20 protein-coding genes are annotated in these 19,977 nt (G+C 67.2%); 11 read left to right on the top strand and 9 right to left on the bottom strand.

The window, feature by feature from the left end:
- Positions 1–8 precede the first annotated feature (8 nt).
- The 5 genes from G6N41_RS11920 to fadD8 form a co-directional block, all read right to left on the bottom strand.
- Positions 9–638 (bottom strand): maleylpyruvate isomerase family mycothiol-dependent enzyme, encoded by a 630-nt coding sequence (locus tag G6N41_RS11920; RefSeq protein WP_020731824.1) that lies wholly within the window; start codon positions 636–638, stop codon positions 9–11.
- Positions 639–656: 18 nt separating this feature from the next.
- Positions 657–1,544 (bottom strand): SDR family oxidoreductase, encoded by an 888-nt coding sequence (locus G6N41_RS11925; RefSeq protein WP_020731825.1) that lies wholly within the window; start codon positions 1,542–1,544, stop codon positions 657–659.
- Positions 1,545–1,587: 43 nt separating this feature from the next.
- Complete coding sequence (locus G6N41_RS11930) at positions 1,588–2,490, bottom strand: 1,4-dihydroxy-2-naphthoyl-CoA synthase (RefSeq protein WP_036457260.1); 903 nt, start codon at positions 2,488–2,490, stop codon at positions 1,588–1,590.
- Positions 2,487–3,188, bottom strand: coding sequence for a hypothetical protein (locus G6N41_RS11935; protein ID WP_012392820.1), 702 nt, complete (start codon positions 3,186–3,188; stop codon positions 2,487–2,489). Before G6N41_RS11935 ends, G6N41_RS11930 begins: the two co-directional genes overlap by 4 nt.
- A 109-nt stretch (positions 3,189–3,297) precedes the next feature.
- Complete coding sequence (gene fadD8 / locus G6N41_RS11940; protein WP_198967459.1) at positions 3,298–4,899, bottom strand: fatty-acid--CoA ligase FadD8; 1,602 nt, start codon at positions 4,897–4,899, stop codon at positions 3,298–3,300.
- 88 nt (positions 4,900–4,987) lie between these two features.
- On the opposite strand from fadD8, the gene G6N41_RS11945 reads away from it, so the two are divergent.
- From G6N41_RS11945 to G6N41_RS11970, 6 genes are all read left to right on the top strand, one after another.
- A complete protein-coding gene (locus tag G6N41_RS11945) occupies positions 4,988–6,595 on the top strand; it encodes an amidohydrolase (RefSeq protein ID WP_198967460.1) in 1,608 nt (535 codons plus the stop codon).
- Entirely contained in the window at positions 6,592–7,575 is a 984-nt protein-coding gene (locus G6N41_RS11950) for an o-succinylbenzoate synthase (protein WP_020731829.1), read from the top strand. Before G6N41_RS11945 ends, G6N41_RS11950 begins: the two co-directional genes overlap by 4 nt.
- Positions 7,568–8,356 (top strand): alpha/beta fold hydrolase, encoded by a 789-nt coding sequence (locus tag G6N41_RS11955; protein WP_020731830.1) that lies wholly within the window; start codon positions 7,568–7,570, stop codon positions 8,354–8,356. Before G6N41_RS11950 ends, G6N41_RS11955 begins: the two co-directional genes overlap by 8 nt.
- 63 nt (positions 8,357–8,419) lie before the next feature.
- Positions 8,420–10,066, top strand: a complete 1,647-nt coding sequence (gene menD / locus G6N41_RS11960) for a 2-succinyl-5-enolpyruvyl-6-hydroxy-3-cyclohexene-1-carboxylic-acid synthase (protein ID WP_198967461.1) — start codon at positions 8,420–8,422, stop codon at positions 10,064–10,066.
- Complete coding sequence (locus G6N41_RS11965) at positions 10,063–10,587, top strand: DUF3592 domain-containing protein (RefSeq protein ID WP_012392826.1); 525 nt, start codon at positions 10,063–10,065, stop codon at positions 10,585–10,587. Before menD ends, G6N41_RS11965 begins: the two co-directional genes overlap by 4 nt.
- 75 nt (positions 10,588–10,662) lie before the next feature.
- The gene (locus G6N41_RS11970; RefSeq protein ID WP_198967462.1) at positions 10,663–11,814 is read left to right on the top strand and encodes a glycosyltransferase family 4 protein; all 1,152 of its coding nucleotides are present in this window, start codon (positions 10,663–10,665) and stop codon (positions 11,812–11,814) included.
- Here the strand turns inward: G6N41_RS11970 and G6N41_RS11975 are convergent.
- The gene (locus G6N41_RS11975) at positions 11,811–12,290 is read right to left on the bottom strand and encodes a MarR family winged helix-turn-helix transcriptional regulator (protein ID WP_198967463.1); all 480 of its coding nucleotides are present in this window, start codon (positions 12,288–12,290) and stop codon (positions 11,811–11,813) included. The two genes, G6N41_RS11970 and G6N41_RS11975, sit on opposite strands and share 4 nt — an antisense overlap.
- Before the next feature lie 142 nt (positions 12,291–12,432).
- Between G6N41_RS11975 and G6N41_RS11980 the strand changes: the two genes are divergently transcribed.
- From G6N41_RS11980 to G6N41_RS11990, 3 genes are read left to right on the top strand one after another with little or no spacing between them, the layout of a single operon-like run.
- A complete protein-coding gene (locus tag G6N41_RS11980; protein ID WP_198967464.1) occupies positions 12,433–13,608 on the top strand; it encodes a sulfotransferase in 1,176 nt (391 codons plus the stop codon).
- Positions 13,598–14,905 (top strand): hypothetical protein, encoded by a 1,308-nt coding sequence (locus G6N41_RS11985; protein ID WP_198967465.1) that lies wholly within the window; start codon positions 13,598–13,600, stop codon positions 14,903–14,905. The genes G6N41_RS11980 and G6N41_RS11985 overlap by 11 nt, the downstream gene beginning before the upstream one ends.
- 28 nt (positions 14,906–14,933) lie before the next feature.
- Positions 14,934–15,629: a demethylmenaquinone methyltransferase gene (locus G6N41_RS11990; RefSeq protein ID WP_198967466.1), complete on the top strand. Its 696-nt coding sequence runs from the start codon at positions 14,934–14,936 to the stop codon at positions 15,627–15,629.
- Positions 15,630–15,647: 18 nt separating this feature from the next.
- On the opposite strand, the gene G6N41_RS11995 is transcribed toward G6N41_RS11990, so the two are convergent.
- From G6N41_RS11995 to menJ, 3 genes are read right to left on the bottom strand one after another with little or no spacing between them, the layout of a single operon-like run.
- Entirely contained in the window at positions 15,648–15,983 is a 336-nt protein-coding gene (locus G6N41_RS11995) for a DUF732 domain-containing protein (protein ID WP_198967467.1), read from the bottom strand.
- A gap of 32 nt (positions 15,984–16,015) precedes the next feature.
- Positions 16,016–16,705 carry a class I SAM-dependent methyltransferase gene (locus G6N41_RS12000; protein WP_198967468.1) on the bottom strand — a complete coding sequence of 230 codons (690 nt, stop codon included), beginning with the start codon at positions 16,703–16,705 and terminating at the stop codon, positions 16,016–16,018.
- 53 nt (positions 16,706–16,758) lie between these two features.
- Positions 16,759–17,997 (bottom strand): menaquinone reductase, encoded by a 1,239-nt coding sequence (menJ, locus tag G6N41_RS12005; RefSeq protein WP_198967469.1) that lies wholly within the window; start codon positions 17,995–17,997, stop codon positions 16,759–16,761.
- A gap of 21 nt (positions 17,998–18,018) precedes the next feature.
- On the opposite strand from menJ, the gene grcC1 reads away from it, so the two are divergent.
- Positions 18,019–19,026 carry a nonaprenyl/(2E,6E)-farnesyl/geranylgeranyl diphosphat synthase gene (gene grcC1, locus G6N41_RS12010; protein ID WP_011738953.1) on the top strand — a complete coding sequence of 336 codons (1,008 nt, stop codon included), beginning with the start codon at positions 18,019–18,021 and terminating at the stop codon, positions 19,024–19,026.
- Between the two features lie 90 nt (positions 19,027–19,116).
- On the top strand, positions 19,117–19,977 hold the full coding sequence (gene htpX, locus G6N41_RS12015) for a zinc metalloprotease HtpX (protein WP_012392834.1): 861 nt from the start codon (positions 19,117–19,119) through the stop codon (positions 19,975–19,977).

Here is a 19,977-nt window from a genome sequence, read left to right on the forward strand (position 1 = left end):
CGTGTCTATCACGTTCCGGAGCACCTGCTGCGCAGGAGTTGGGCTCCCGGGCCGGTGAGATCGACGCAGCCCGCGGCCCGCCCGGTCATGGCGAGCAGCAGCGACAACAGTGGTCCCTCGACGCGCTCGCCCTGGCCGTGTCGCCAATCGTCATCGGTGGCGCATAGCTGGAGTCCTGAAATTCGCTTCTTGGCGCCGCTGAGCAGGTTGGAGCCCCGATAGAAGTCGATGGTCTGGCGAAGCGCCCCCGGCGAGTACGTATGCGGGATGCCCAGCGGCTGCCGGATGTCGGCGCCATGCAACACGATCTCGCCCAGCCACGACACCTTGGGGCCCGGTGGCGCCGACGTCGCGTGCTGCAGGCCGCGGAATTCGTCGAGGGTGGCGGCCGGATCGGGGCCTAGGTGCTTGGCCAGTTGCCCGTTGGTGAACCTGTCGAAGCTGAACCCGGCGGCCGCCATCCCGAGAAAGAACCGGGCCGGATTCAGCGATGCGGTCGCGCATAGGTGCGCCACCACGTCGCGCACCCTCCACCCGGCGCACAGCGACGGGGTTTCCCATCGATCTGCCGGCAGTGTGGCCAGGTCGTCGGCGAGTGCGCCGCGCTCGGCCGCGATCGTGGTCCAGATGTCAGCCATGGCGAACTCCCGGTTCAGTCAGCGATCGTTGAGCTGGTCGTCACGCTGTTGCATAAGTGTATTGACCCACCGGGGACCCAGGGTGTTCAGCGCCTTGGCCATCAGGGCGATCCTGGGCGCGATCCGCACCGGACGGGTGCGCGCGGCGGTGATCATCCACTCCGCGGCCTCCTGTGGGGTCAGTGCGGGCATCCCGGAGTAGGCCTTGGTCGGCGCGATCATCGGTGTGGCCACCAGCGGGTAGTAGAGCGTGGTGGAATGGACGCCGCCGCGGCCCCACTCCGTTTCGATCGTCCGGCTGACCGCCGACAGTGCGGCCTTGGATGCGTTGTATACCGAGAACAGTGGCGAGGCCTCCGACAGCACGCCCCAGGTCGTGACGTTGATGATGTGCCCGTCGCCGCGTTCGAGCATCCCCGGTGCCAGCCCGCGGATCAGCCGCAGCGGGCCGTAATAGTTGAGCACCATGGTCCGCTCCACGTCGTGCCAGCGCTGCAGCGATTCGGCCAGCGGCCGGCGGATGGAGCGGCCGGCGTTGTTGATCAGGATGTCGACCCCGCCAAGACGGTTGTCGATGTCGGCGACCAATGCGTCGACGGCGTCGAGGTCGGAGATGTCGCAGGGCGCCGACCTGGCCACCCCACCCGAGGCGGTGATGCGGTCGGCCACCGCGTCCAGCAAGTCCTTGCGGCGGGCGACGGCGATCACGGTGGCGCCCTGGCGGGCGAACTGCTCGGCGGCGGCTTCGCCGATACCCGAGGAGGCGCCGGTGATCATGACGCGCTTGCCGTCGAGGGCAACCGGTTTGATCGGTGGCCGGTTGACCAGCAGTTGTGGTGCGATCGGCGGCCGCATGCCGGCCAGCGTGATCTGCTCGGTCAACCGGCGCAACGGGCTCTTGCTCACGGGTGGGGAGTCTAGGACGAAGACCTATGCGCCGCGGCGGGCACTAGAAGTACCGCGGAAAGCCGCTCCAATCCGGTGCGCGCTTTTCCAGGAAGGCGTCGCGGCCCTCCACGGCCTCGTCGGTCATGTAGGCCAGCCGGGTGGCCTCCCCGGCGAACAGCTGCTGACCCACCAGCCCATCATCGAGCAGGTTGAACGCGTACTTGAGCATTCGTTGCGCCTGCGGCGACTTCGCGTTGATGTCCGCCGCCCATTGCACCCCCACCCGCTCCAGCTCGGCATGGTCGACGACCTCGTTCACCGCGCCCATGTGATGCATCTGCTCCGCCGTGTACGGCCGGCCCAGAAAGAAGATCTCCCGGGCGAATTTCTGGCCGACCTGGCGGGCCAGATACGCGCTGCCGTAGCCGCCGTCGAAGCTGCCCACGTCGGCGTCGGTCTGCTTGAAACGGGCATGCTGGCGGCTGGCCAGGGTTAGGTCGCAGACCACGTGCAGGCTGTGCCCGCCGCCGGCCGCCCAGCCGTTGACCAGACAGATAACGACCTTGGGCATGAACCTGATCAGCCGTTGCACCTCGAGGATGTGCAGCCGGCCCGCCCGCGCGATGTCAACGGTGTCTGCGGTGTCTCCGCTTGCGTACTGATAGCCACTGCGTCCCCGGATGCGTTGGTCCCCACCGGAGCAGAAGGCCCAGCCACCGTCCTTGGGGGACGGCCCGTTGCCGGTCAACAGCACCACGCCGACGTCGGGAGACATTCGCGCGTGGTCCAGCACGCGATATAGCTCGTCGACGGTGTGCGGCCGGAACGCGTTGCGCACTTCGGGACGATTGAACGCCACCCGGACGGTGGCGTCTTGGACGTGGCGGTGATAGGTGATGTCGGTCAGCTCGTCGAAACCGTCGACGAGTCTCCACACGCCAGTATCAAAGGGGTTGTCGCTCAAGGCTCTTGCACTCCATCCTGGTCGATCGTGAGGTTGCCGCAGCTGATCGTCTGTGCCGACGTGACTATTGAGTCTCTAGCGGAGTCGGCCGTCAGCGTGTCCGAGGGCCCGATGGTGGCCAGCGTCCCGTCCAGATCGACCTCGGTGCGCCGCACCGTCCATCGCCCGGTGTTGTCCGGGTCCGGCAGTGCCTGCAGTCCGACCAGCCGGCGACCGTCGCCCATGTTGCTGCAGCCGACACCGGTGCCGTGGCCGCGCAGATTCTGCAGATCGAAAAGGAAGGGGTGGCCCCGGCTGTCGACGGCGGCTTGTAGCCGGCAGGCGGCGTACACATACAGGTGCGCGGCCCGGCCGTCGCTGACGATCACCTGGTGACTGCCGTTTTCCTGCGCATCGATGGCTAACGCGCGCAGGGGGATCGGGCTGGCCGAGGCGATGTGGACATCGGTGCTGGCGCCGCCGGCGGTGGTGATGCCAACGATTCGGATGGTGTCTCCGGTTCCGCTTTGAAAATCCCCGACCCACAACGTATCCGGCCGACCGTCGCCGTCCAGGTCACCGACCCGCCGTTCGTTCACGTCGGCCGGGGCGGGGGTGCCGCCCGGCGGGCATCCCGGTGCGGCCACCGCCCGCGGTGCGGACAACCCGATCGGGCTGGCCGCCAGCAGCATCGCCGCCAGCAGTAACGCGCGACCCATCGGCCTACACCGGCACCGTCAGTGCCACGGCGTCGACCACCACGGCGGCTTGATTCGCTCGCTCATGCAAGCCACAGTAGCCAGACCCGAATCGGCCCGAACCGGCCATTCAGCCCACAGCGCGGCCGGCGCCCTCCCAGAACCGTGCCCGGACGGCCTTCTTGTCCGGCTTGCCCAGCCCGGTCAATGGCAACGAGTCGACGACCACCACCTGCTTGGGCGATTGCACCGAGCCCTTGCGCTGCTTGACCGCGGCCTGGATCTCGGCGGTCATGGTCTCGATCGCGGCGTCATCGCGGGCCGCGTCGGCACGCAACACCACCACCGCGGTGACGGCCTCGCCCCACTTCTCATCCGGTGCCCCGACCACGCACACCTGCGCGACCGCCGAGTGCTCGGCCACCACGTCTTCGACCTCACGGGGAAACACATTGAAGCCGCCGGTGACGATCATGTCCTTGACCCGGTCGACGATGAAATAGAAGCCGTCCTCGTCTTCGCGGGCCATGTCGCCGGTGTGCAGCCAGCCGTCTCGGAAAGTCTGCGCGGTGTCGTCCGGTTTGTTCCAGTAACCGCCGGCCAGTAGCGGCCCGCTGACACAGATCTCACCCGGCTCACCCTGCGGTACCGGCTGGCCGTCCTCACCCAGCAATGCCACCCGGGCGAACAGCGTCGGGCGTCCACAGGAGGTCAGCCGCTTCTCGTCGTGATCGGCCTTGGGCAGGTAGGTGATCACCATTGGCGCCTCGGATTGCCCGTAGTACTGTGCAAAGATGGGGCCGAACCGGTCGATCGCCTCGGCCAGCCGCACCGGGTTGATGGCAGAAGCGCCGTAGTAGACGGTCTCCAGCGAGGACAGATCGCGGGTGTGTGAATCCGGGTGGTACATCAACGCGTACAGCATCGACGGCACCAGCATGGTTGCGGTGATGCGCTGTTCTTCGATGACCCTCAACACTTCACCCGGGTCGAACATGGCGAGCACGATCATCTCGCCGCCCTTGACCAGGGTGGGGGTGAAAAAAGCGGCCCCGGCATGCGACAGCGGTGTGCACATCAGGAACCGCGGGTGCTCGGGCCATTCCCATTCGGCGAGCTGGATCGAGGTCATGGCGGTGATGTTGCCGGCAGTGCCAATCACTCCCTTGGGCTTGCCGGTGGTGCCGCCGGTGTAGGTCAGGCCGCCGATGTGGTTCGGCGGCAGGTCGGCGACGACCAGCGGCTTCGGCTGGTATTTGGCCGCTTCCGCGGACAGGTCGACCGCTCGGTCCTCGAGGGCTTCGGGTACCGGTCCGATGGGCAGGACCTGCTTGAGCGAGTCCACCTTTTCCAGCAGTCCCAGCGCCCGCTCGACGAACATCGGGTTGGGGTCGATGATCAGCGCGGTGGCCCCCGCGTCGGAGAGCACGTAGGCGTGATCGTCGAGCGAACCCAGCGGATGCAGCGCGGTACGGCGATAGCCGCGAGCCTGGCTGGCGCCGAGGATCATCAGCACCTCGGGGCGGTTGAGTGACAACAGGCCGACGGTGACCCCGGTGCCGGCGCCCAGTGCCTCGAACGCCTGGATGTACTGGCTGATCCGCTCGGCCAGCTGGCCACCGGTGAGCGTGGTGTCGCCCAGGAACAGCACCGGCCGGTTCTTGTGCCGCTTGAGCGCGCCCACCAGCAGGTGGCCGTTGTGAGTTGGATTGCGCAACAGATCGTCACTCATATGGCCAGACTAGAACGTGTTGCAATTCTGCTCAGCTGCGCCCTCGGGCCTGACCTTTTCCGGGCCCGAATCACTAGGATCGCTGTTCATGGCCGATGCAGATGTCGTCATTACCGGAACCGTGCTCACCGTCGACGACACCAGGCCCACCGCCGAGGCGATCGCCGTCACCGACGGCAGGATCGTCGCCGTCGGGGACCGATCCGAGGTCGCGGGCCTGATCGGGGAGGGCACCCGCACCATCGACTTGGGTTCGGGTTGTCTCATGCCGGGGTTTGTCGAGGCACACGGCCATCCGCTGATGGAAGCGATTGTGCTCTCGGGCCGGATCGTCGATATCCGGCCGGTCACCGTCCGCGACTCCGAACGCGTGGTGGCCGAGATCTGCCGCGAAGCCGGCGAGCGCGGGTCGGCTGGTGCCTACCTGATCGGCTGGGATCCGTTGCTGCAGCCGGGGCTGCCGGAACCGACGCTGGCCTGGCTCGACGACATCGCGCCGAACGGGCCGCTGGTGATCATCCACAACCCGGCTCACAAGGCCTACTTCAATACGCACGCCGCCTGGCTCAACGGCCTGACTCGCGACACCCCCGATGCCAAGGGAGCGAAATACGGCCGCGACGCCAACGGCGAACTCGACGGCACCGCCGAGGAAACCGGTGCGGTGCTGCCGCTGCTGGCCGGTGTGACCGATCCCAGCAACTATCCGGCGATGCTGCGCGCCGAGTGCGCCCGGCTCAACCTGGCCGGGCTGACCACGTTTTCGGAGATGGCGTTCGATCCGGGGTTTCGGCCGCTGGTCGAGCAGCTCCGCGATGAGTTGACGGTCCGGCTGCGCACTTACGAGATTTCCAACGCGCAGCTGTCCACCGAGGCCTCGCCGGGAGACGGCGACGACATGCTCCGGCAAGTGGGTATCAAGATCTGGGTGGATGGCTCGCCCTGGATCGGCAACATCGATCTGAGCTTTCCCTACCTGGACACCGCCGCCACCCGCACCATCGGTGTGGCACCTGGTTCCTGCGGATGCGCCAACTACACCCGCGAACAGCTGGCCGAAATCGTGGGTGCCTACTTTCCCCTCGGTTGGCCGATCGCCTGCCACGTGGAGGGCGACGCCGGGGTCGACACCATTCTGGATGTCTATGAAGAAGAGGCGCTGCGGAGCAACCCGCGTCCGGACCACCGATTGCGGCTAGAGCATGTCGGTGCCATCCGGCCCGAACAACTTCGCCGGGCCGCCGACCTCGGTGTCACCTGCAGCATTTTCGTCGACCAGATCCACTACTGGGGTGACGTCATCGTCGATGGGCTGTTCGGCCCCGAACGGGGGTCGCGGTGGATGCCCGCGGGTTCCGCGGTGGCCACCGGCATGCGCATCTCCTTGCACAACGACCCGCCGGTGACACCCGAGGAGCCGCTGCGCAACATCAGCGTGGCCGCCACCCGGGTCGCACCCAGCGGCAGGGTGCTGGCTCCCGAGGAGCGTTTGACGGTGGAGCAGGCGATCCGGGCGCAGACCATCGATGCCGCCTGGCAGATGTTCGCCGACGACATCATCGGCTCGCTGGAAGTCGGCAAGTACGCGGACATGGTGATGCTCTCGGCGGATCCGCGGACGGTGCCGCCGGAGGAGATCGCCGACTTGGAGGTGCGGGCCACCTTCCTGGCGGGCCGCCAGGTCTATCGGAAGTGATACCCGGGCTGGCCACCCTGCCGGATCTACTGGACCGACTGCACGTCGTGGCACTACCGATGCGGGTTCGTTTTCGCGGCATCACCACCCGGGAAGTGGCATTGATCGAGGGGCCCTCGGGGTGGGGTGAATTCGGGGCGTTCCTCGAATATCGGCCCCCGGAAGCGGCCGCGTGGCTGGCATCGGCCATCGACGCCGCCTACGGCCAGCCGCCACCGGTGCGACGCGGGCGCATCCCCATCAACGCGACGGTGCCGGCGGTGGCCCCCGCCCAAGTCCCCGAGCTTTTGGCCCGGTTCCCCGGCGCCCGCACCGCCAAGGTGAAGGTCGCCGAGCCCGGACAGACGCTCGCCAGCGATGTCGAGCGGGTCAATGCCGTGCGCGCTCTGGTCCCGACCGTTCGGGTGGACGCCAACGGTGGCTGGAGCGTCGACCAAGCGGTGCAGGCCGCCGTTGCCCTGACGGCCGACGGCCCGCTCGAGTACCTCGAACAACCCTGCGCCACCGTCGGTGAACTCGCCGAGCTGCGCCGGCGCATCGAAGTGCCCATCGCCGCCGATGAGGCCATCCGCAAGGCCGAGGACCCGCTGGCGGTGGTGCGCGCGGGGGCTGCTGATGTCGCGGTGCTCAAGGTTGCCCCACTGGGCGGGGCCTGGGCGCTGCTGGACATCGCGGCGCAAATCGACATCCCGGTGGTGATCTCCAGCGCGCTGGACTCGGCCGTCGGAATAGCCGCCGGGTTGAGCGCCGCCGCGGCCCTACCGCAACTGCAGCACGCCTGCGGATTGGGCACGGGCGGGCTTTTCGTCGAGGACGTGGCCGAGCCCGCCATCCCGGTCGACGGCACACTGGCCCCGCAGCGGGTGGCGCCGGACCCGGCCCGGCTGCGGGCGTTGGGCGCCGGGCCGGATCGGCGGCAGTGGTGGATCGACCGGATCAAGGCCTGCTACCCGCTGCTGTACCGTCGATCGGGTGATTAACCTCGCTTACGACGACAAAGGGACCGGTGAGCCGGTCCTTTTTATCGCCGGTCGCGGCGGTGCCGGACGCACCTGGCAGCCCCACCAAGTTCCGGCGTTCCTGGCGGCGGGATACCGATGCATCACCTTCGACAACCGTGGCATCGGTGCTACCGAGAACGCCGAGGGCTTTACCACGCAGACGATGGTCAACGACACCGCAGCGTTGATCGAATCCCTGGGCATCGGCCCGGTGCGCATCGTCGCGGTGTCGATGGGCTCATTCATCGCCCAGGAGCTGATGGTGCTGCGTCCCGAGCTGGTCAACTCCGCCGTATTGATGGCCACCCGCGGCCGCCTGGACCGTGCCCGCAAGTTCTTCCACGACGCCGAGGCGGAGTTGTACGACTCCGGTGCCAGGATGCCGTCGACCTACGATGTGAAAGATCGCCTGCTGGAGAACTTTTCCCGCAAGACGCTCAATGACGATGCGGCCGTTGGCGACTGGCTCGCGATGTTCTCCATGTGGCCGATCAAGCAGACCCCGGGCCTGCGCTGTCAACTCGACGCCGCGCCGCTGACCAACCGGTTGCCCGCCTACCGCAACATCGCCGCGCCGGTGCTGGTAATCGGCTTTTCCGACGACATCGTCACCCCGCCGTACCTGGGGCGCGAGGTCGCCGACAGCCTGCCGAACGGTCGCTATCTGCAGATACCCGACGCCGGGCATCTCGGGTTCTTCGAACGCCCCGAAGCCGTCAACACGGCCGCGCTGAAATTCTTTGCCGGCACCAGGGGCTGAGCGCCGCGGTAGCCGGTGCGGCTTGATACCCGGCGCAGCGTTCGGCTGTGACACCCTGTACTGGTGAACCCTTCGACGACACAGGCCCGCGTCGTCGTTGACGAGTTGATCCGCGGTGGGGTTCGCGATGTGGTGCTGTGCCCCGGCTCGCGCAACGCGCCGCTGGCCTTCGCGTTGCAGGACGCCGATCGGTCCGGTCGCATTCGGCTGCACGTTCGCATCGACGAACGCACCGCCGGCTTCTTGGCCATCGGGCTGGCCGTCGGGGCGGGTGCGCCGGCGTGTGTGGCGATGACCTCCGGTACCGCGGTGGCCAATCTCGGCCCGGCGGTGGTGGAGGCCAATTACGCCCGGGTGCCGCTCATCGTGCTCTCGGCGAACCGGCCCTACGAACTGCTGGGCACCGGGGCCAACCAGACCATGGAGCAAATGGGCTACTTCGGCACTCAAGTGCGTGCCACGATCAGCCTGGGTCTGGCCGAGGATGCGCACGAACGCCTGGACTCCCTCAACGCGTCGTGGCGATCGGCCACGTGCCGGGTGCTGGCGGCCGCCATGGGTTCGCGTACCGCCAACGCCGGCCCGGTGCACTTTGACATTCCGTTGCGGGAACCGCTGGTGCCCGACCCGCAACCCCACGGTGCGGTGACTCCGCCGGGACGCCCGGAGGGCCGGCCGTGGACCTACACCCCACCGGTCACCTTCGACCAACCGCTGGAAATCGACCTGTCCGCCGACACCGTCGTCATCGCCGGGCACGGCGCCGGTGTGCACCCCAACCTGGTGGCGCTACCCACCATCGCCGAGCCGACAGCACCGGCTGCGCCGTCCGTTGGCAACCCTCTACACCCGTTGGCACTGCCGCTGCTGCGGCCCCGGCAGGTGATCATGCTGGGGCGCCCGACGCTGCACCGGCCGGTATCGGCCTTGCTGGCCGATCCCGAAGTGCCGGTCTTTGCGTTGACGACCGGGCCCCGCTGGCCGGATGTGTCGGGAAACTCGCAGGCCACCGGAACCCGGGCGATCGTCAGCGGCACCTCGAACCCGTCGTGGCTGGACCGCTGCGCGCAGATGAACCGCCACGCGGTTGCGGCGGTACGCGAGCAGCTTGCCGCACACCCGCTGACCACCGGCCTGCACGTCGCGGCGGCCGTTGCCGGCGCGCTGCGCCCCGGCGACCAGCTGGTGCTGGGCGCGTCCAACCCGGTGCGCGATGCGGCCCTGGTCGGCCTGGACACTGCGGGCCTGCGGGTGCGATCCAATCGAGGGGTCGCCGGTATCGACGGCACGGTGTCCACGGCCATCGGGGCTGCGCTGGGCTACGAACGTGATCAGCACGGGCGCACCGTCGCGCTGATCGGTGACTTGACGTTCGTCCACGACAGCTCCGGCTTGTTGATCGGCCCTACCGAACCGACACCGCGGCAGCTGACGATCGTGGTGTCCAACGACAATGGCGGCGGCATTTTTGAGCTGCTCGAGCAGGGGGATCCGCGGTTCTCCGATGTCTCCTCGCGCATCTTCGGCACCCCCCACGACGTCGACGTGGGCGCACTGTGCCGGGCCTACCACGTGGAGAACAGGCAGATCGAGGTGGACCAGTTGCCGGCCGCGCTGGACGAGCCGGGTAGCGGCCTGCGGGTGCTCGAGGTCAAGGCGGACCGCTCCTCGCTGCGGCAACTGCACGCCGCCATCAAGGCCGCGCTATGACCTCGCCCAAAAAGTTGCTGCGCATCCTGATCCACGGCACCACCGAAGAGATGCCGGACACGCCGGCCAGGACAGTGGTGCGCTGGATCCGGATCTCGGTGTTGATCCTCACCGGGTTGGTCACGCTGCAGTCGATATTGCTGGTGGCCGGCGCGTGGCGCAATGACCTGGCCATCGATCGCAACATGGGGGTCGCACAGGCCGAGGTGCTCAGCGCCGGGCCACGGCGCTCAACCATCGAATTCGTCACCCCCGACCGCGTGACCTACCGGCCCGAATTGGGTGTGCTGTACCCGTCTGAGCTGGCCACCGGCATGCGGATCTACGTCGAGTACAACAAGAGGGATCCCAATCTGGTGCGCGTGCAGCACCGCAATGCCGGGCTGGCGATCATCCCCGCCGGCTCCATCGCGGTGGTGGCCTGGTTGGTGGCGACTGTTGCGCTCGTCGGTCTGGCCCTCCTGGATAGGCGGCTGGACAAACGGCCGGACCAGCGGGCGGACACGATGTCCACGCCATAGGGCGTGCCGGCAGATTTCGCGCCCCGTATGCCCGGCGGCAACCTTGCCGACAGTCGACGCTGACACGGTGGTGGCGTGCGCGTTGCGATCGTCGCCGAGTCGTTCTTGCCTAACGTCAATGGTGTCAGCAACTCGGTGGTTCGGGTACTCGAGCATCTGCGCCGGACCGGCCACGAAGCCTTGGTCATCGCGCCCGACAATCCTCCCGCTGAGCCCCGGGCCGACCGGCTGCATGACGGCGTCCGAGTGCACCGGACGCCGGCGCGGATGTTCCCGAAAGTGACCACCCTGCCGCTGGGGGTGCCAACCCCGCGAATCCTGCGGGTCTTGCGGGGATTCGAACCTGACGTGGTGCACCTGGCCTCACCGGCGCTGCTCGGCTACGGTGCGCTGCGGGCGGCGCGACGTCTTGGCGTGCCCACGGTGGCGGTGTACCAAACCGATGTGCCGGGCTTCGCGGCCAGCTACGGCATCGCGGCAACCTCACGGGCGGCCTGGGCCTGGTTTCGCCACCTGCATGGCCTTGCCGACCGCACCCTGGCGCCGTCCACTCCGACCATGCAAACCCTGCTCGACCAGGGCTTCCCGCGGGTGCACCGATGGGCGCGGGGCGTCGATCTGATCAGGTTCGCGCCGTCGGCGCGAGACGAGTCGCTGCGCCGGCGATGGTCGCCGGACGGGCGGCCGATCGTCGGATTCGTGGGTCGGCTGGCGCCCGAGAAGCATGCCGAACGGCTCGCTGGGCTGGCGGCATCGGGCGCGGTCACGCTTGTGATCGTCGGCGACGGAGTCGAGCGGCGCAAACTCGAATCGGCTATGCCCACAGCGGTTTTCACCGGCGCACTGTACGGTGACGAGCTCGCTGCGGCGTACGCCAGCATGGACGTCTTTGTGCACGCCGGTGAACACGAGACGTTCTGTCAGGTCGTGCAGGAAGCGCTGGCGTCGGGGCTGCCGGTGATCGCCCCCGACGCCGGCGGACCCCGCGACCTGGTTACCCCACAACGGACCGGCCTGCTGCTTCCCGTCGACGAGTTCGAGACGCAGTTGCCGGCCGCGGTCGCGCACTTGGTCCACGAACGTCAGCGCTATTCGCAGGCGGCCCGGCGCAGCGTGTTGGGCCGCAGCTGGTCGGTGATCTGTGACGAGTTGCTCGACCACTATGCGGAGGTGCTCGCACCGACCGGGCGGGCCCAAGACTGGTTGTGGCGAAGGCGGCGCGCCTAGCGCGTTGCAGTATCGACGATCGGCGTCTTCTTGATGTCGGTGAGGAACTTCGACAGGAGTCGGTTGAACTCGTGGAGTTCGGCCGCCGACCAGCCCGAGAGCGCTCGCGCCAAGTGATCCCTTCGCACCTCGTGCAGTGCCCCCGCGGCACGCCGGCCCTGCGGCGTCTCCTCGATCACCGACACCCGCCCGTCGTTGGGATCGGTGTGCCGGGTGACCAGCCCGGCCTCGACCAGGGCTCGCACCCGGCGGGTGGCCATCCCGGCATCCATGTGCGCCAACCTGGCCAGTCGACTCAACGGCAATGGGCCCTCGTCGATCAGGACGCGAAGCAGAACATAGGAAGGCTGCGACAGCTCGGTGTTGGCCGCCGATGCCTGACCGGCGAACGCCGATCGACTGATGCTGAGCCGGACGATTTGGGCGAGGGTGGCGCTGATGGCGGCAACCGCCGTCAGCTTGCGTGCAGACGCCACATTCGCCCCGGTCCGCACCCGCCGGTATTGAAGACCCGCATGAAGGCGACAGTATCGGCAACTACTTGACATAGTCAATAAAGTATAGATAGCTGGACCGCGACATCCGGTTACCGAAATTGGCTTGCGCGCAGGAGTGTTCATGCTGGCAACGGGTTTCTACTTCGACTGGCCCAACTACCGCACGATGCTGCGGCTGCTGCGCCGCGACCCGCCCGGCGCGGCGCGTTGGCGGCGCTTCTTCGGGTTCGCGGTCTCGGTGCCGGCCATCGCCGCGATCCACGCGGTGTGCTTCGCGCTCGATCCCATCCTGTTCGGGTCATTGCGCCGCACCCAGGTGGTGGCACCGGTGTTCTGTATCGGGCACGCCCGCAGCGGCACCACCTATCTGCATCGGCTGATGGCCAACGACCCCCAGTTCAGCTACGCCATGATGTACGAGCTGTTCTTTCCGTCGCTGTTGGAGAAACGCATGCTGCGGCTGCTTTTTCGGGTCGATGCCGCGGTATTCGGAAAGTGTCTGCGGCACCGGCTCGACGAGATCGAAAAGCGTCGCTTCGCCCCGACCGACGACATGCACAAGACCGGGTTCTTCGTTCCGGAAGAGGACGACGCGTTTTTGACTTGGTCACTTTGCTCAGGGTTCTGGATCCTGATGTTCCCGTTCATGGGCGAACTCGATTTCTACCATGTCGATCGCTGGCCGCAACGCAAGCGGCGACGGGCGATGGCCTTCTACAAGGGGTGCGTCCGGCGCCAGATCGCGGTCAATGGTGGCGGTACGCACTTGAGTAAGAACCCCACCTTCTGCGGTCGGGTCGAAGCGCTGATCGAGACCTTTCCGGACGCCAGGTTTATTGTGCCCCTGCGTAATCCGGATGAGACGATTCCGAGCCTGCTGAAGTTGTTGCAGACCGAGTGGGGCCTGCGCGGCCGCGATCAGCGCTTGGTCGAGAACTCGCTGCGGGTGCTGGCCGAGCAATCGTTGGATTCCTACCAGCATCCGCTCGACGTCTTGGCCCGACATCGCGAGGTTCGTTCGGTCCTGGTGGATTACCGCGAACTGGTCGCCCAACCCGAGGTCACCATGCGCCGGATCTACCGGCAGTTGGAACTCGACGTGGGGCCGGCGGCCGCCGAGGCGTTCGCGGCGGCCGCCTCGGGCAGCGGGCACGAATCAACCCACCGCTACAGCCTGGAGGAATTCGGACTGGACTCCCGCGAGATTCACACTCGGCTGGCCGACTTGTTCGATGAATACCACTGGGACACAGAGGCAGCGGCAAGAACAGAAGGAACAGACGCGCATGTCCGCTGAAACAAGCCAAGCGAGCCTGCACGCGGCCTGGACCGACATGATCGACGCGCTGACTCGGGCGCGCGATGCCGTGGACTCCGCCGAATTGCATGCTCCTCCGGTCACCGCCGCCGGCCTCGCGGACGGATACGGATACCTGCTGGGATTTGTTTTCAGTGGCATCGAACGCGCCTTCGGCGAGAATCCCGACTTCCCGTATTTTCGGCGTGCCATCCAACCGCTGGACAAGGCGACCATCGACAACGCCGACGCCCTATACCTGTCGGCGCCGATTGACGGCGCGCAGAGTTATCGGGTAACCGGCCGGTTCGTCGGCCCAAAGCCTCCGCAATACCTCATCTTTGAGGCACACACCGACTATGCCGGAGACACCGGCGGCCTTGCCGAGCTCATGCCGGGCGGACGCGTGGTAACCGGGGTGCTGGACACCGCCGATCTCGCCGTCGGCGAGGATGGCCGATTCGAGATCCTGCTGGGCCCGCGCCGGCCCGGCGAGCACACCGGCAACTTCATTGCCACCCGCACCCCAGACGGGACCGCCACCGCGCGTTTTTTGATCGCCCGCATACTGTTTCACGACTGGGAACACGAGATGTCGCCCGGTCTGCACATCGTCCAGATCGGCAAGCAGGGAGCCCAGCCCGAGCCGGCCGATCCCGCCGTCGTGGCCCAGAGCATGCGTCGCCTCGGCACGATCGTCGAGAACCAGATGCGGTTCTGGAACGAGTTTTACGACGTGGTCCTCGAGGCGCACGGTGACAAGAACGGCGATGGGTTCACGCTGATGCCCCGTAACTCACTCAATGAGCCTGCGCTGGCCAACCTTGCCATGGGTGGCGGCCAGAGCACCAACGTCTACTGCGGCGGGGTCTATGACCTGCGCGCCGACGAAGCGCTGCTGGTCGAGGTCGTCGTTCCGGTACCGCCGGCCTACATGGGATTTCATCTGTCCAACCTGTGGGGCGAATCCCTGGATTACGCCAACCACGCGTGCAGTCTCAACGTATTTCAGTCCGAACCCGATGCCGACGCGAGGATCCGCTACGTCATCGCCGACACTGACCCCGGCGTGCCCAACTGGCTCGACACCGCCGGGCGCCTGGGCGGATTCCTGACCCTGCGGTGGACGTACTGCGATCCGCCGTCCGAATTGCCCAAGGCCAGCGCCGTAAAGGTGCCCCTGGCCAGCGTGCGTCAGCACCTGCCCGCGGACACCCGCACCGTGTCCGTCGAGGAAAGGCGCCGGCAGATCAGCGTCCGCCAGGAGCACGTCCAGCGCCGATACCGCCAGTATTGACGCGACGCTGTCGGGTAGCGTCTCCGAGGTGAGTCGCGCGGCCCTGGACAAAGACCCCCGAGAAGTCGCGTCGATGTTCGACGGCGTCGCTCGTCGTTACGACCTGACCAACACCGTGCTGTCGCTGGGGCAGGACCGATATTGGCGGCGGGCCACCCGATCGGCGTTGCGCATCGGTCCGGGTGACAAGGTGCTGGATCTGGCCGCGGGGACTGCGGTATCCACGGTGGAGCTGGCGAAGTCCGGGGCCTGGTGCGTGGCGGCTGACTTCTCGGTTGGGATGCTCGCCGCGGGCCATGAACGCAAGGTGTGCAAGGTTGCCGGTGATGCCACCCGGCTGCCGTTTGCCGACGATGTCTTCGACGCGGTGACCATCAGCTTCGGGCTGCGCAACGTGGTCGATTTCTCCGCCGCACTGCGCGAGATGGCGCGCGTGACCCGGCCCGGGGGACGGCTGGTGGTGTGTGAATTCTCCACGCCCGTCAGTGCGTTGTTCGCCACGGTCTACAAGGAGTATCTGATGCGGGCGCTGCCGCGGGTGGCGCGCGCGGTGTCCAGCAATCCCGAGGCCTACGTATACCTGGCCGAGTCGATCCGGGCGTGGCCGGACCAGGCGGCGTTGGCCCAGCAGATGTCGCGGGCCGGCTGGTCGGCGGTGCGCTGGCGCAACCTCACCGGCGGAATCGTGGCATTGCACGCCGGGTACAAGCCCCAGCCGGTCTAAACGACCCGGCCAAAAGACCTAAGCGCCGACCCGCTGCAGGACCCCGACATGCGCGGGGCAGTAGTGGTCGATCGCCGCGCCCAGGAACTGAAACGCCTGGCCCTGGGTGGTGCCACGGGGCAGGTTGCGCTGCAGGAAAGTCGCCGACTTGTACGCGTCGCGGTCAACGCCCCGGTCCATTCGCTCGCAGCTGATCTTGGCCAGCCAGGCGTTGTAGTCCTGCGGGCCGTAAATCCCGAAGCTGTGCAGCGTGTTGTTGAAAGGGGCGTCGTAGTCGTCGGCCTGCGCCGGCGCCGCCAGTCCGACGGCAGCTACCGCAGTCGCGGCGATTGTGGCCAGCCTTCTACCCTTCATTAGCTGGACTATACACCGCATGGGGTGTGCCATCAGCCCAAATGGGCTGAGAGCAACCACGCACCGACGGACTTGCGGCCCTCGGGTTCGTCGCGAGCGTCGAAGGCGGGCATCCCGGATACTTCCGCCGGTAGATTGGCGTGAATGCGGGCCGGCCGGATCTCGTCGATCACCCAGTGCTTGGACACCGCGTCACGCAACTCTGCTTCGGTGACGCCATTGATCGGGCCGTCGCCGGAAAGCGCGGCCTTGTCGAAGACCAGCACAAAGTAGGACGCGCCCGGGGCGGCCGCCCGTACGATCGAACGCTGGTAACCCTCGCGGAGTTCGACCGGCATGGAGTGAAACAGCGTGCTGTCCATGATGGTGTTGAACCGCCCCGCCGACTCCGGCGGATAGCTGGCGAAATCGGTGATGTCGGCCAGCGCGAAGCTGGCGTTGGTCAGGCCGCGGCGCGCGGCCTCGCGCCCGGCCAGCTCGACGGCGGTGGGGGACATGTCCAAGCCGACCACCGGGTGGCCCCGTCCTGCCAGCGCCAATGCGAGGGCGGCCTCCCCGCAACCCGCGTCGAGCACCTCGCCATGGACCTTGCTCTGCTCGATCAGGGTGGCGAGTTCCGGCTGGGGTTCGCCCAGGCTCCACGGGGGCCTGATGCCCGCGCCGAACTCTGCGGATTCGCCGCGATAGGCGGTTTCGAATTGCAAATCCAATGATTCAGTCATGCCTCTTATGTATCAATGTGCCTGATATATGTCAATGAAATTGATATAGGGCCTCAGTGGAACGGCGGGCGACGATCGATCAGCCGCGATGCCCGTCCGCCGCCGCGCCACAGCCGTGCCACCCAATCGCTGTCCTCCTCGGTGACCAGGTTGGCCATCACCCGCACGGCGACCTTCATCAGTGCCGTCGAGCGCATCGCCACCGGTCCGGTGGTGGGCAGGAACCGTTGGTAGGTCAGCAGCAGCGCCAGCCTGCGTGCGACTGAGAACCCACGACCGTAGTGCGCCTGCAGTAGCGACGGCCACAGCTGCGACAGGTCGGGGGAATCCAGGAGTTCGGCGGCAAGCCGCCCGGTCTCGAGGCCGTAGTCGATGCCCTCCCCGTTGAGTGGGTTGACGCACGCTGCGGCGTCACCGATGAGCACCCAGTTCGGCCCGGCCACCCCCGACACCGCGCCGCCCATGGGCAGCAACGCCGAGGCGACCGCACGGGGCTGGCCGGTAAAGCCCCATTCGTCCCGGCGCAGGTCGGTGTAGTACGACATCAGCGGTCGTAACGCCAGGTAAGCCGGCCGTTTGGTGGTCGACAGCGCTCCCACCCCGATGTTCACCTCGCCGTTGCCCAGCGGGAAGATCCAGCCGTAGCCGGGCAGCACCGCTCCGTCTGGCGAGCGCAGTTCCAGATGGGAGGTCAGCCACGGATCCTCGCTGCGGGCAGTGGTCAGGTATCCCCGTGCGGCGACGCCGTAGACGGTCTCCTGATGCCAGCGGCGGCCCAGCTTGCGCCCCAGGGACGACCGTGCGCCGTCGGCGACGATCAATTGTCGGCAGGCCACCTCGGTCCGATCGGCCAGCGTCAGCGATACCACTCGCCTTGACGAGTCATGATGGGCCGCGACGGCTTTTGTGCCGAGCAGCATGCGGGCCCCGGACTCCTCGGCGACCTTGCGGATCCGATCGTCGAGTTCGAGCCGGGCCACCGCGCTGCTGTACGCCGGAAAAGACGGGCCAGGCCAGCCGATTTCCACCTCGCCGCCGAATCCGCTCATGCGCAGACCCCGGTGCTGAATACGGCCGGCCAGCCATTCGCCGAGGCCCAGCTGCTGTAGCTCGGCGATCGCGCGCGGGGTCAGCCCGTCGCCGCAGGCCTTGTCGCGGGGGAAACCGGCGGAGTCGATGACAAGTACATCCCGGCCCGCTCGGGCGGCCCAGGCGGCCGCCGCCGACCCGGCCGGTCCGGCGCCCACGACCACCAGGTCGGCGCCAAGGGCTCTGGGAACTCTGGTTTCCACGCTCCCCAGTATGTTGGTCGGATGAGAACCTCGGCGACGGTGGTGGCGGGCGTTGACGTCGGCGATGCTGAATTCGCCACGACGGTGCGAGATGGTGTCGCCAGCATCGAGCGGCTGATGGACGCTGAGTTGCGCGGTGCCGACGAGGTGATGACCGATTCGCTGCTACACCTGTTCCTGGCCGGTGGTAAGCGGTTCCGTCCACTGTTTACCGTCTTGTCGGCCCAGGTCGGGCCGAACCCGGGTGCCGACGAAGTCGTGATCGCCGGAGCCGTCATCGAGATGATTCATCTCGCGACGCTCTACCACGACGACGTGATGGACGAGGCGCAAGTACGTCGCGGAGCGCCCAGCGCCAATGCGCGCTGGGGCAACAACGTCGCCATCCTGGCCGGTGACTATCTGCTGGCGACGGCGTCGCGGTTGGTGTCGCGGCTGGGGCCGGATGCCGTGCGGATCGTTGCCGACACGTTCGCCCAGCTGGTGACCGGTCAGATGCGTGAGACCCGGGGTGCGCCCGAGGGCGTGGACATGATCGAGCAATACCTGAAGGTGGTTCACGAAAAGACCGGCTGCCTGATCGGGGCCGCCGGCCGGTTCGGTGGCATGTTTTCTGGCGCCGACGGCGAACAAGTGGAGCGACTGAACCGTCTCGGCGGCATCGTCGGCACCGCGTTCCAGATCGCCGACGACATCATCGACATCGACAGCGATACCGAACAGTCGGGGAAGCTACCGGGCACCGACCTGCGTGAGGGGGTGCGCACGCTGCCCATGCTCTACGCCCTGCGCCAGACCGGCTCCGACGGCGCCCGGCTGCGCACATTGCTGGCGGGCCCGATCCGCGACGATGCCGAGGTGTTCGAGGCTCTCGCGCTGTTGCGGGCGTCGCCGGGTATGGACCAGGCCAAAGAGGTCCTGGGGCAATATGCCGCTCGGGCACGTCACGAGTTGGATCTGCTGCCCGACGTCCCGGGCCGCCAGGCGCTGGCCGCGTTGGTCGACTACACGGTCAACCGGCACGGGTAGAGGGCGGCGTTTCGGAACCCCGAGGGCCGTTTCGGGCGTTAAATCAGCTGTAATAACCAAGTTGCCGTGTTCGTGGGAGGACACACACCTATGACCTGGCATCCGCATGCCAACAGGCTGAAGACTTTCCTGCTGCTGGTCGGCATGTCCGCCATGATCGTGTTCTTTGGTGCGCTGTTCGGCAGGACGGCCCTGATCCTGGCGGTGCTGTTCGCCGTCGGGATGAACGTCTATGTCTACTTCAACAGCGACAAGCTGGCCCTGCGGGCCATGCATGCGCAGCCGGTTTCGGAGCTGCAGGCTCCGGCGATGTACCGGATAGTGCGTGAGCTGGCCACCAGCGCCCACCAGCCGATGCCGCGGCTATACATCAGTGACACCGCCGCACCCAACGCCTTCGCCACCGGCCGCAACCCGCGCAACGCCGCGGTGTGCTGCACCACGGGCATCCTGGCGCTGCTCAACGAGCGGGAATTGCGTGCCGTGCTGGGCCACGAGCTGTCACACGTCTACAACCGCGACATCCTGATTTCCTGTATCGCCGGAGCGCTCGCGTCGGTGATCACCGCGCTGGCCAACATGGCCATGTGGGCCGGCATGTTCGGTGGTAACCGAGACGGCCAGAACCCGTTCGCCCTGCTGCTGGTTTCGTTGCTGGGCCCGATCGCGGCGACGGTGGTGCGGATGGCGGTGTCGCGTTCGCGCGAATATCAGGCCGACGAATCGGGTGCGGTCTTGACCGGTGACCCGTTGGCGTTGGCGTCGGCACTGCGCAAGATCTCCGGTGGCGTGCAACTGGCTCCATTGCCGCCCGAGCCGCAGCTGGCCAGCCAGGCGCACTTGATGATCGCCAATCCGTTCCGTGCCGGGGAGCGGATCGGATCGCTGTTCTCGACGCACCCGCCGATCGAGGACCGGATCCGGCGTTTGGAGCAAATGGCCCGCGGATAG

Origin of the sequence: Mycobacterium shottsii, assembly GCF_010728525.1 — a bacterium.
Classification (GTDB): domain Bacteria; phylum Actinomycetota; class Actinomycetes; order Mycobacteriales; family Mycobacteriaceae; genus Mycobacterium; species Mycobacterium marinum.